General features: G+C 36.1%; 10 protein-coding genes. 4 read left to right on the forward strand and 6 right to left on the reverse strand.

The window, feature by feature from the left end; genetic code table 11:
• Window positions 1–4 precede the first annotated feature (4 nt).
• The gene (locus NZ519_07025; protein ID MCS7028505.1) at window positions 5–1,870 is read right to left on the reverse strand and encodes a T9SS type A sorting domain-containing protein; all 1,866 of its coding nucleotides are present in this window, start codon (window positions 1,868–1,870) and stop codon (window positions 5–7) included.
• Between the two features lie 130 nt (window positions 1,871–2,000).
• Here NZ519_07025 and crtY point away from each other — a divergent pair, with 130 nt between their 5' ends.
• The 4 genes from crtY (at window position 2,001) to NZ519_07045 (ending at window position 6,284) form a co-directional block, all read left to right on the forward strand.
• Window positions 2,001–3,173, forward strand: a complete 1,173-nt coding sequence (gene crtY / locus NZ519_07030; GenBank protein ID MCS7028506.1) for a lycopene beta-cyclase CrtY — start codon at window positions 2,001–2,003, stop codon at window positions 3,171–3,173.
• 216 nt (window positions 3,174–3,389) lie between these two features.
• Window positions 3,390–4,334, forward strand: coding sequence for a metallophosphatase (locus NZ519_07035; GenBank protein MCS7028507.1), 945 nt, complete (start codon window positions 3,390–3,392; stop codon window positions 4,332–4,334).
• Between the two features lie 49 nt (window positions 4,335–4,383).
• On the forward strand, window positions 4,384–5,733 hold the full coding sequence (gene dnaA, locus NZ519_07040) for a chromosomal replication initiator protein DnaA (GenBank protein ID MCS7028508.1): 1,350 nt from the start codon (window positions 4,384–4,386) through the stop codon (window positions 5,731–5,733).
• Window positions 5,730–6,284, forward strand: coding sequence for a hypothetical protein (locus tag NZ519_07045; GenBank protein ID MCS7028509.1), 555 nt, complete (start codon window positions 5,730–5,732; stop codon window positions 6,282–6,284). The genes dnaA and NZ519_07045 overlap by 4 nt, the downstream gene beginning before the upstream one ends.
• Here NZ519_07045 and NZ519_07050 read toward each other — a convergent pair.
• From NZ519_07050 to NZ519_07070, 5 genes are all read right to left on the reverse strand, one after another.
• The gene (locus tag NZ519_07050) at window positions 6,278–7,144 is read right to left on the reverse strand and encodes a pyridoxal-phosphate dependent enzyme (protein ID MCS7028510.1); all 867 of its coding nucleotides are present in this window, start codon (window positions 7,142–7,144) and stop codon (window positions 6,278–6,280) included. The two genes, NZ519_07045 and NZ519_07050, sit on opposite strands and share 7 nt — an antisense overlap.
• Complete coding sequence (aroB, locus tag NZ519_07055) at window positions 7,141–8,247, reverse strand: 3-dehydroquinate synthase (protein ID MCS7028511.1); 1,107 nt, start codon at window positions 8,245–8,247, stop codon at window positions 7,141–7,143. The genes NZ519_07050 and aroB overlap by 4 nt, the downstream gene beginning before the upstream one ends.
• A gap of 124 nt (window positions 8,248–8,371) precedes the next feature.
• Window positions 8,372–10,507: a hypothetical protein gene (locus NZ519_07060; GenBank protein MCS7028512.1), complete on the reverse strand. Its 2,136-nt coding sequence runs from the start codon at window positions 10,505–10,507 to the stop codon at window positions 8,372–8,374.
• Window positions 10,508–10,732: 225 nt separating this feature from the next.
• Complete coding sequence (locus tag NZ519_07065; GenBank protein MCS7028513.1) at window positions 10,733–11,827, reverse strand: hypothetical protein; 1,095 nt, start codon at window positions 11,825–11,827, stop codon at window positions 10,733–10,735.
• Window positions 11,828–11,839: 12 nt separating this feature from the next.
• Window positions 11,840–12,040 carry a hypothetical protein gene (locus NZ519_07070; GenBank protein ID MCS7028514.1) on the reverse strand — a complete coding sequence of 67 codons (201 nt, stop codon included), beginning with the start codon at window positions 12,038–12,040 and terminating at the stop codon, window positions 11,840–11,842.
• Window positions 12,041–12,184 lie beyond the last annotated feature (144 nt).

Raw genomic sequence — 12,184 nt, forward strand, 5'->3', positions numbered from 1 at the left:
AGTTTTAAGGCTGTACAACCAACTTAGAACTGTATGTACGGCTGTTTGTTTGCACCGTAAGAATATATACGCCGTTCGGTAAAGCAGTTGTGTTAAAATACAGAACATTCCTTCCTGCTTTGATATAATCTTGGTAAAGAGTAGCTACTTTTTTACCTTGCACGTCAAAAATGTGAATATAAGCCATTTCCGTATAAGGATGTTCCCAAGAAACGGTCATTTGACTATGCACAGGATTAGGAAAGATGCTTAGGTCTAGTGTTGTCTGAGTTATAGAGGGAAAGCAATTGTCGGACATAGAAGAAAGTAAAGGATGAGAAAGTTTAGCCACCCAAGCTTCGGGTCTACCTACACTTCCGTTTATGATAGCTCGTGAGCAGGCTGCCCAAGCTACGCCGATTTGATTGTACTTTCTTTGAATTCCTGTGTAATCGCCCCAGCGTTCAGGTTGAGAACCTAATTGTCGCATCCGCGAAGTGCCCATTTTTATGCGAACAGGATAAGAAGACTGCATGGCATCATCTACAAAAACGGCTGAACAGCCCGCAAATACACTATCCCCACTATGGTTAAAAGCAATAAATACACTTTTTTCTGTGGGTGTCAAACCTGCAAAACAAATAGAAGGATAAGCATTGTGCAAAGTATCAGGAATGAATATCTCTTCAATGTTACGAGTTGTATTGAGGTTTTTTATTCTGCCGTATAGCACAGCGCTTCTATTAGCAGGCATTTGGCGGGCATTCATCACAAAATGAATTTCTTGATTGTGATAAAATCCATCTAAAACACGACAATCATTTGTGTTTAGCTTAATAGTATCGTTTTTTTGGGGAGCATTGGGCGGAAGCGTGTAAGGTAAAACATCTGTACATAATTGCATGCTCAATACAGGGCTATTTGGAATAGTAGTATTGATTTTGAGTAAAAACATTAAACTGTCATTGTTAGCCGTATGAGCTTTATTGGATAGAAAGTAGATGCTATCGCCGTATGTGCTTATTCCGCCTTTTATCGGAGTGATATTGAATAAAGGAGTTCCCATATACTTGATATTGTAATAGTATTTTGTATCATTTGTTCCAAAAGGAGCTCCTGTATAACCTTTAATTTTATTTATCTGCCATATTGTGGATTGCTTAAAACCAGAGTTGTTCACTGAACCATTGTAAAAAGTATTGACACACACAAAGAGTTCAGAATCAGACATAGCAATGCTAGGATAATCCGACCAAGTACTATCATTTAAAGGGTTGCCATCTAATTTATAGACCCACCAGCCATTCGTAGGATTGCTCGTTTTAGAAAAACATACATTGATTTTAGTATTTTGCCAAGTATATCCTGTTAAAAACACAAGAATGAAGCGATTAGCTACGGGGTCATATAAGATTTTAGGATCATAAGAAGTACTAAAAGAGCTATAACCGCCTATGCTGTTAAGAGTTTGTACACCGAAGTAAGTTCCTGATTCATTAAAAATACGCAATGCAGTGTTCTGCGCAGCTACAATGATTCCGCTATCAGATATAGCAATGTTGTTATCGTTAGGGATACCATTAGAGGGGTACGCACCAAAGTTAGTAGAAACCACAGGCGGACTGACTAACTGTGTTTTTTGGCTTTTTGAGATATTGTTGGGCAGCACAGGTAAATGAGCTTGTTCTAGTTGCCGCTTAATTTGTTGAGTTATTTTTTGTTCAGGATTAGCTTCAAAAGGAATATGCTTAATACTTACTTCCCACTCATCCACAAAGTTTGTAGCGCTATAAGGAACTATTACTTTGCCTGGCTGGCTGCTATATTCAAATTGGGCATAAAGGCTTAGGTTGATACACAAGAGCAAGATTGTTAATAGTCTTGAACACATATTCTCAAAGATAAACAAATTTTTTAGAGAATCGTAAATGCAAATTGACAATTATTTCGCTTAAAGAGCAAGCATCTTTACCACAACAAATGAAACTATTTTATTTTTGTTTGACTTTTTACGGACATACATGTATTCACATTATGGATGTATTTTCATCGGAGGAGGGTTGAGCAGCATATTAGCTGCTTACACTTGGCTAGAGTTGGGTTACTCGAAACCTATCTTAATCATTGAGCAAAATTCATATCTTTGTGGCAATCATACTTGGAGTTTTAATCAAACAGATATTCTACCTCAAGCTTGGAATTTATTACAACCTTTGATTGATGTATCTTGGCAGAGCTATCAAGTCAAATTTCCGAAAATAGAACGAACAGTGCTCATTCCCTACCACACTATTTTTTCACAAAGCTTGTCAAAAAAGATAAAAGACTATGCTGAAAAAAATTCGTTATTACAGATTATAACGGGACAAAGAGCATCTGTTTTGCGTCAGGATACATCGACAATTGTAGTAACTCAAAACAATCACTCTTATACAGCTGACTGGATTTTCTACGCCACAGGAAACATAGCAACTTTTACTACTACTGCTTATCAGAAGTTTGTAGGTTTAGAGGTAATTTTAGCTGAACCTGTTAGTTTACCTTCACCTATTATCATGGATGCTACTGTGGCACAAAAAGATGGTTTTAGATTCATGTATGTGCTGCCATTTGAACCTAAGCGATTGTTGATAGAGGATACTTATTATAGTTTGAATCAAAGGTTGAATGTATCCACTATAACCGACGAAATACAGGAATATGCTCAAAACAAAGGTTGGAAAATAGTGTGCATTCAAAGACAAGAACAAGGTGTTTTACCTATTCCGCTTAGTCAAGAAAAACCTGCTTGTATACATTCTAATGTACTCCCTCTGGGCATGCATGCGAATTTATTTCATGTAACTACGGGCTATTCTTTAGCAGCTAACTATAATTTTATTTGGCAAATGTATCCTTTTTTGGAAGAAAAAAATTTACCTGCTATTTGGTACCAAAAGTTACTTGAATTTCATAGGTCTATGCAATTTTATAGGATAATGAATCGTTTTTTATTTATAGCAGGAAAGACTGACAAACGATATAGATTTTTAGAAGCGTTTTACCAACGGTGCAACGATGCGCAAATTGCTCGATTTTATGCAGGAAAAAGCACTTTTCAAGATAAGATGCATATACTTTCAGGAAAAGCACCTTTTAGACCAAGCTGGTATATGCTCAATGCGCTAATAGGAATACGAAGAGAGATAGACTAAAAGACTTCAAGGTAGAGTTTGAATAGTCTAAAAACACATTCGTAATCAAATATTTAGCAAAATATGCTAACTGACACACTCGTTACGTAAAAAAATTGATTTGATTTACAATAAGTTAGCAGCTACTGCAGTATTTTTGCCTATTATAGTTTGTTTTTATTGTTCTTTTTTTTACCTTTGTTATTCGTATCTAATACGCACGGAGTATATATGGACATATCCAGAAGAACATTTTTGAAGCAAATTTTTGTGTCAGGTGCAGCTTTGAGTATAGGAGGACCTGGGTTAGTAACAGGATGGGCAAAATCGAAGCCTATAAGAATTACCATATTACATACAAATGACGTTCATTCTCGGATTGAACCTTTTCCCATGGATGGGTCAAAAGTACAAGGTTTAGGTGGTTTTGCACGCAGAGCTACTCTAATTAAACAAATTCGCGCAACGAATCCAAATGTTTTACTTTTAGATGCAGGAGATATTGTGCAGGGAACACCTTATTTTAATTTCTATGGCGGAGAAGTAGAAATAAAATTGATGAATAAATTAGGTTACGATGCTTGCACTATAGGTAATCACGACTTTGACGGCGGGATAGAAGGTTTAGCAAAAATGATAAAATTAGCTAACTTTCCATTTGTATGTGCAAATTATGATTTTAGAAACAATATTATCCAAGGTAAGGTAAGTCCTTACAAAGTGTTTGTAAAACAAGGCGTTAGAATAGGAGTGTTTGGCATAGGCATTCAGTTAGATGGCTTAGTGGCTGACAAAATGCATGCTAACACTATTTATCTTAACCCTGTTGAAAAGGCTAACCAAACAGCTAAAATTCTTCGTGAAAAAGAAAAATGTAGCTTAGTAATTTGTTTATCTCATTTAGGGCATTATCCTCGTGTAGATGCTGAAACTTGCGATCCTTACCTTGCTAAAAATACAAGCGGTATAGATTTGATTATTGGAGCACATACTCACACCTTTATGGATAAGCCTGCTGTGTATAAAAATGCTAAGGATGAAGAAGTCTTAGTCTTTCAAGTAGGTTGGGCAGGCATCAATCTTGGGCGGGTAGATTTTGAAATGGATAGCTTAGGTAGAAAGCAATCTTACACTGCTATGTCTATCCCTATCAATGATAGTATTCCTCAAAGTATAATTTAGTTTTTACTTATTTTACTTTCAGGTGCGTTTTCAAAAAAATTTAGCTACTATGTATTCAGACATCATGGAAAAAGAGATTGTAATAAATAATGCACAGCAAATATGGGCAGATTGCCTGAAAATTATTAAAATTAAAGTTCCAGAAAAAATATACCAGGCTTGGTTTGCACCCATCATTCCAATAGCATTTGAGAATGATGTGCTTCGTTTGCTACTACCTAACCAGGCTTGCTACCAACAGCTGGAAGGAAACTATGTAGACATACTTGCTGAAGCACTAACTAATGTAATTGGTCAGAACGCACAATTGGAATATCAGATTCAACAAAAACTCTCTAATAAAGAACCTATCAAGCCATTTGTCCAACAAAGTTTTGACAGTAACCTCAATGAAGAATATACTTTTGAGAATTTTATAGAAGGTGATTGTAACCGCATGAGCAAAGCGGCAGCTATGTCTATTGCTGAAAGACCTGGAGTAATGTATAATCCTTTACTAGTATTTGGGGATGTAGGATTGGGAAAAACCCACTTAGTACAAGCCATTGGTAACCACGTTAAAAAGAAATATCCTGAAAAAAATGTCTATTACATCTCTTCGGAAAAGTTCATTAGTCAGTTTGTAGATGCTATACGCGAAAACGCAGTTCAAAGCTTTAATAAGTTTTACGAACAAATTGATGTTCTGATTGTAGATGATGTTCAGTTTTTTAGTGGCAAAGAAAAAACCCAAGAGAACTTTTTTCATATATTCAATACTCTACACATTCAGAAAAAAGCCATAATACTTACTTCGGACCGCCCACCTAAAGATCTAAAAGGTTTAGAAGATAGGTTAGTTTCTCGTTTCAGTTCAGGTTTAACAGTAGATGTACAACTCCCTGATTATGAAACTCGCTTAGCTATTTTAGAGAAAAAAATTGCTGTGGGAAATGATATTGTACCTCACGAAGTGGTACAATATATTGCACAACATGTAACTACAAACATCCGTGAATTAGAGGGGTGCTTAGTGTCTTTATTAGCCCGAAGTTCTTTTGAAAAACGCACTATTGACTTGCAACTTGCTCGAGAAGTCTTAATGAACATTACTCGTAATAAACCCAAAGAAGCTAGTATTGAAACTATACAAATTGTAGTAGCTCAACATTTTGATTTAACTGTGGATGATCTCAATGGTGTCTCCCGAAAAAAAGAAATAGCTGTTGCAAGACAAATTGCTATGTATTTATGCAAAAAGCTCACTCAAAATTCGTACAAAGTCATAGGACAAAAATTTGGAAACCGTGATCACAGTACAGTGATACATGCTTTTCAAACCATTGAGGATTTGTCTAAAACAGATAAAAAACTTAAAGAAACACTTAGCTTATTAGAAATGCAAATTGGACAAAAATGAAATTATTTGCTGCTAAGTGTATTTCTTTCATTGCTTTACCTGTATGGCTACCATTCTTTATTAGTTTAATTTTGCAGCAGGGAATGTTTTGGGCTATTCTCTCTGCTCTTTTGATCTTGAGCTTTATCATTTTTTACAAAAAGATAGGATGGTTAACTTCTTTACATCTATCTACCCGAGCAGAAAGGCTACTTCCCTTGGCAACCTCTGTAATTGTATATCTAACTTTTAGTTTTTTATGTCAATGGCACTTATCTCAAATGTATCAAGTATTTCTTTTAGCTACTTTGACCGTTTCAAGTTTGTACCTGGCTACTCTATGGGACAAGATAAGCATTCACACAGCAGGAATAGCAGCAAGCTTAATGTGGATAAATGAGTACTATAGCTGGCAATGGGCAAGCGTCATGATAGCAACTTTAGTTCTTGCAGCAGTAATATGGGCAAGGTTATACCTCAAAGCGCATAATCTAAAGCAAATTATAATGGGATTTGGAATTGGTACAGCTAGCTACATGATGCTATACCTAGTAAAACCATTTCTCTACTGAGGATATTTTTCCCATAAGCCTAACATTCCTGTTAAACCGCCTGTATGAACTATTAAAATATTCGAACCGGGTGCGAAACTCCTCCTTTGGGCTAAATCTTGTATAGCCCACCAAACTTTACCTGTGTAGATAGGATCTAATAAAATACCCGTATAACGAGAAAATAAGCTTAGCTGATACAAATAATTTGTTGTAGTTTTTGCATATCCTCCTAAAGTGTATTCTGTATGCAGATAAAAATTCTGACCGTATTGAAGTACAGTTTTTTTAATAGAGTCAAAAGCCTTCAAAACAGCTACACCATGTACATGGGTATGCAAATATGAACTTGACTTACCTGCTAATATACCCGCCAAAGTAGTCCCTGTGCCACAAGCACAAAATACGTGGTCAATATAAGTAGGGATATTTTCCCAAATTTCCATACATCCTTTAACGCCTAATTCTCCTGCGCCCCCTTCATCTAAAAAGTAGTAATCTGCTTTAGATTGAGCTAAGTTGTTAAAACATTCTTTTTTATCCTTATACATAGAGCGAGATACAAAATGTAATTCCATTCCAAACTGTTTACATAAGAATAAGATAAAATTTTGAACAGGTTCGCCACGTACTATTCCGATTGTTTTGAAACCGTACATAGCTCCTGCACAAGCTACCGCTAATAGATGATTAGAGTAAGCTCCTCCAAATGTAAGCACAGCCTTATAACCTTGGCTTTGGATGTCTTTGATATAGTATTTAAGTTTTCTCCATTTGTTCCCAGACACAAACACATGATATAGATCCTCCCGTAAAACAAATAAATTGTAGATAGAAGGGAATAAATCGTCAGGTAAAAATACTTGCTGACAAGGTATCATTCTTGTATATCTAAGTAGGGAATACAGGCATTAAGTAGTTGCTCTTGGCTAACAGGTACGTTTTCTTTTGCTTTTCCAATAGCTTGCAATAAAGTTACTCGTAGCTGCTCCTGATAATTTTTTTTATCTTGATACAGGTACTTGAGAAATTCATTTTTGGGTACAGGCAAAATCTTAGTAATATACCCAAAATCCAAAATAGTGTTTTCTATTTCTTCAAATTCAGCTTTTGAAAGCATACTCACAGCAGTAGAAAGTTTAGCTTCTACTAACATACCAATGGCAATGGCTTCTCCGTGAGTCAAGGGCGTTTCTGTTTGGGCATAAATACTCTCTATGGCATGTCCTACGGTATGCCCAAAATTAAGCCATTTGCGAATATCTACTTCGTAAGCATCTTCCTCCACAATGCTTTTTTTTATCTCACAGGAACGATAGATAATTTCAGTCAAAGAGGTGGTAGTAAGTTCACTAATTTTAGTACTTTTACACATTTCCCAATAGTTTCTATCTGCAATAAGCCCATGTTTTAGAATTTCTGCGTATCCTGATTTGAATGCCCTAATCGGCAATGTCTTTAAAAAAATGAGGTCAATAATTACAGATTCAGGAGTATTAAACAATCCAATTTGATTTTTGCTATTGTGTAAATTTACACCTACTTTCCCACCTATACTTGCATCTACTTGGGCTAATAAAGTAGTAGGGATATTGATAAAAAGAATACCTCGTTTGTACAAGCCTGCTACTAAACCCCCAATATCTGAAACTGTTCCACCACCTAAATTGATGATAAGTGCGTTTCTATCTACATGATTTTCTAACATGTATTGCCATATTTTTTCGCAAGTATGTAGAGTTTTGTTTTCTTCACCCGAAGGAATAGAATATAAATGAATATTGATTGGATGTTTAGTAGATAAGTATGGTTTGAGTACAGGTAAAGTATGTTCTACGCTATTTTCATCTGCAAGAATGAGTATAAAAGAGGGATTGATTTGATCTAACAGCTTAGGAAGATAAGAAAGTGCCTCCACACCTATGTAAATGGGATAGCTCGCATGAACAGTATGTATAGCATTAGCTTTAAGCACTTTAATCATTATTTGGTTCAAATATAAAAATATAGAACTGAATTTTACAAATTTTTATTGCTGCCTTTTGATAACAATATAAAAACCCTTGTAAAGTAGATTTTACAAGGGTTTTTAGTAGAAGATTGTTTTTTTAGTTAATAGCAACTTTGAACTCGTTTGTGTTACGAATGTTATTACGACGGAACTCGGGGTCTTTTGAAGCCTTCTCTTTGAGTGAAGGATCTAATTTGCAGGCTTTTGAAAGATACTTAGCTACATCTGTAACATTATTCATGCGTGCTGCATTGATAGCTAAAAGGTAGTTAGTCATAGCAGCAATTTTATCGGTTGCATCGGGCTGGAGATTATTTTCAGCTTCAAGAGCTTGTCTGGCTGAGTCGTAACCCTTGGATAAAATGTAAGCTAGACCTTTATTGTAGTTAGTTGTGCGGACTTTAGGATCTGCAGCATTAAATGCAGCAATAGCTTGGTCATATTTACCTCTCTTGATGTAGATACCCCCCATATTGTAGTTAGCCGCCATAGCTACTTCTCCACTTGCACCTTTAGCTTTGTTAAAGCATTCCATTGCTTTTGCATAGTCTTTCATATTTTTGTATACAACCCCAAGTCCATTCATTACCATGGGTTCATCTTTTTTGAGTTGATCGGCTTTTTCCAAAAGCTGCTTAGCGGCTTGGTAAACTTGCTGCTTAGCGGCATCGGGTTCATTAGAATCCACAGCGAGTTTTAGCATCCATGAAGCTAAGTTATTGTAAGCTCTCCAATCGTTGTTATATACTTTTGTGTGTTGATTATACAGGCTGAGTAGGTCTTTAATTTCTGCTTCGGTAAGGTCAGCATCAGTTCCTACGGTGCGGCTAGCAATAGCATTTTGCATGTTATAGGCTTTTTGAGTTCCATCAAACAGTTTGTTTTTAAGGTCAACAACTACTTTAGACTGCTCTTTGATAGCTTTTTCTTTAGCTGCTCCTTTTAGTTTTGTATCTTCATTAAGTGCTTTGAGTTTGGCTTCAGCTTCAACAACCTGATTAGCTAGCGCATTATTCTCATCCATTAGCTTTTTAAGTTCAGGATCTTGTTGGCAAGCTTGATAGAGTCTAACCATGCGTTTGTAGTTAGTAAGAACGTACATAGCTTCTTCTTTATCCAAAGTTGAGTAGTCAGCTTGACCATTTTTAACTTTCATTACTTTTTCAGCAATTTGATAGTCATTAGCAGGTAAATTTTCGATTATGACAGTTACTTCACTACGGCGTAACTTAGGATAAAACAATTTTTCTAATTGAGGATAGCTTTTCAATTTCTGAATTTTATCATGCATAGCATCTTTATCTCCCCCTTCTTTGAGAATCTGTTCAATAGCAGCTTTATCTGCTTCGGGGATATTAGTGTTCTTGTATCCTGCTTCAAAGTTAGCCCAGTCCTCGCCACGTCCTTCGGGTTGGCTGAACACATTAAAGAATGAGCTATCTTGTGCAGAAGCATAACCTATATTCTTAAACTGCCCTTTTAGCCAGCTAATTAAAGTTTTGGCACGATTTTCTGAAAGAGGTTGATTGACTTCGCTCTGTTTACCTTCGGGAGAAGCTGTACCTGATACTTTGACGCCTACAATTTTGCGTTTTACGCTAATATTATTGATGAATTTAACCAACGTATCAGACTTTTCCTCATCTTTTCTGATATTATACTTACCTTGATCAAAGAACATAGCACTATTGACCTCTTCGGTAGTAGTTTTAGGGCTGTAGCTATGCTTAGCAAAAACTACTTGGTCCCTGTCAATACCTAAATAGCAAGTTGTTACCATTCCATAAGCAATAACTACGTCCTTAGGCTGTTCACCTTGCTTTTTCTTACGGCGAGCTACTCCTTTAAGTTCTAATGTGCTATATTCCATTTCAGGAGAGTAAGCAAATACAAGAGTAGTGTCTTTCTTAATAGGTACCTTTTTGTTCATTCCCTTGAACCATTTGAAGCGAAGCGAGTCAAATGTCTTAGTACCGCTGCCATATTTCAAGACAGGTACCATGAAATAAGTCTGTTTTTTATTGAGAATTTTCTTTGGAACTAAAGAAGCTCCGAAGGTAACGCGCACCGTATCTGCATGAACTTCCATTAGAGAATCAGCAGGTACAGTGTAGCTTACTTTTTCTTTTTTTCTTGCTTCCTTCAGCATTTTCTTGACGGAACCGCATCCCGCTGTTCCTAGTCCTAATGCTAAAGCTAGAGGGACAAAGAGATATTTACCTTTCGTTTTCATATTTGTTGTTTTAGTTGGTTAAAACAATATACTTTAAGTATTTGCCGCAAAGTTAAACAAGTTTGTTATAATACAAATAACTGCCAACAAAAAATTCATTTTTTTATGTAAAATATACGCTCATGAAACTAAAAAACACTGGTCTACCTTGTCTTCATAACCTCTAAACCAAACCCTCCATCTAATAAAATATCTCAATTTTGAGGGAAACTTGTCATGATTGTTTTAGTTCTTTAAGCTTGACAAAATAATTACAAACAGAATTACAAGAATTATTGTCAATATAATTTTTGACCAAGATAGCGGCTTTTCGCCTGAAATAGCCCCTGTTTGTCCATTGACAATAACCTGATATAACTTTCCATTATACCGATAGCTAGATATCCATATTGGTAGTAGGATGTGTTTGTAGGTAAGGTTAGTCTTTTCAGTTATAATATTCAAATTTTGATATGTGTCGCCTGGTATTTCGCTCACACATCGGTTATAGATAGCTCTGTCCATAATTTTTTCGGCTATTTTGGCACCTTGAGCAAGGTCAATTTTGTATAGTTCGGCTTCCCACCCTGCAATAAATCTAGGATCGTAGTTGACTAACTTTTTAAGGTCAAAAGGAAATATTTTTTCAGCACGGTACTGTTTTATACCTTGCGAAGCAACTACTAAAATGTCATCAAATTTCATATCTACATATCCTGATGCAGGTACCCAGCGAATGTGTCTTACCTCACGAGTTTGTAAGTTACCCTCACTATCTGTATAGGTTTCTGTTACATAGTAATAGTAGCCTGCATCTGCCCACCATTGAGAATGTGTTTCTGCGTCATAAGTCCAAAATGGGATGTATACCCCATGGATTTTTTCCATTCTTGCCATTTTAGCAAGATCATTGGGTCTAAACCATCCTCTGCCAATCCAATTTTTATAGATTTCGAGAGCATTCTTCTTACTTACCGTAAAAGGAATTATACCCTCAGGAGAAATGATGCGCCCTTCTTCGGTAGCCTTAGGGTTAATGACTTTTGAACCGCAAAAGCCACATTCAAAGCTTACCACGTCTGAAGCTACTGCAGTAGATGCACCGCAGGAAGTACAGGTAAAAGTCTTGGTTTCAATTTTTAAGCCTCTTTCTTTTGAACTTAAATTTAGTCCGCTTTCAAGAGATTTTTCTTTTATCTTATCAGTGCCTGTTTCTATAACTTGCTTATGACCGCAGTGTTCACAAAGCAGAGACCTTTTCTCGGCACTATAAACCATTTGGCTACCACAGTTACCGCAAGGAATACGCCCTGCGGATGTTGCTTTTTCATTATTTTGCATAGATTAACTAACTTACCTGCGTTGAGTTAATTTTTTAATTAGCATTTGCTGTATTTGCATCATTTCTGTACCATTAGCGCAAGAAACTATTTGCTCCGTACCGTCTAAGTAAAACACACGCACGGCATAAGAATTTTTCTTAGTGGCAGGGTCATAGTATTTATGAGGTATTACGTTTCTTATTTTTTTTATATCTATTGAACCGATGTCCATAGTCGGTACAAAATTAAAAAGAAATTTGATGATATACGAATTGACAAACTTTAAATTCTAAAAAGTAATTTTATTTTTTGGGCGTGCCCCTTGCTGACGCAAGGGTCGGGGCATTCCGCACTACGCTTCGCTTCGGTACTTCGC

The sequence above is a fragment of the Bacteroidia bacterium genome (genome assembly GCA_025056095.1).
Classification (GTDB): domain Bacteria; phylum Bacteroidota; class Bacteroidia; order JANWVE01; family JANWVE01; genus JANWVE01.

What these genes read in the sequence shown, in the direction of transcription:
- dnaA (MCS7028508.1), top strand. Translation starts at nt 4,384, where the DNA reads ATGTATTCAGACATCATGGAAAAAGAGATTGTAATAAATAATGCACAG.
- NZ519_07070 (MCS7028514.1), bottom strand. Translation starts at nt 12,040, where the DNA reads ATGGACATCGGTTCAATAGATATAAAAAAAATAAGAAACGTAATACCT.
- NZ519_07050 (MCS7028510.1), bottom strand. Translation starts at nt 7,144, where the DNA reads ATGATACCTTGTCAGCAAGTATTTTTACCTGACGATTTATTCCCTTCT.
- NZ519_07060 (MCS7028512.1), bottom strand. Translation starts at nt 10,507, where the DNA reads ATGAAAACGAAAGGTAAATATCTCTTTGTCCCTCTAGCTTTAGCATTA.
- NZ519_07025 (MCS7028505.1), bottom strand. Translation starts at nt 1,870, where the DNA reads ATGTGTTCAAGACTATTAACAATCTTGCTCTTGTGTATCAACCTAAGC.
- NZ519_07045 (MCS7028509.1), top strand. Translation starts at nt 5,730, where the DNA reads ATGAAATTATTTGCTGCTAAGTGTATTTCTTTCATTGCTTTACCTGTA.
- crtY (MCS7028506.1), top strand. Translation starts at nt 2,001, where the DNA reads ATGTATTCACATTATGGATGTATTTTCATCGGAGGAGGGTTGAGCAGC.
- aroB (MCS7028511.1), bottom strand. Translation starts at nt 8,247, where the DNA reads ATGATTAAAGTGCTTAAAGCTAATGCTATACATACTGTTCATGCGAGC.
- NZ519_07065 (MCS7028513.1), bottom strand. Translation starts at nt 11,827, where the DNA reads ATGCAAAATAATGAAAAAGCAACATCCGCAGGGCGTATTCCTTGCGGT.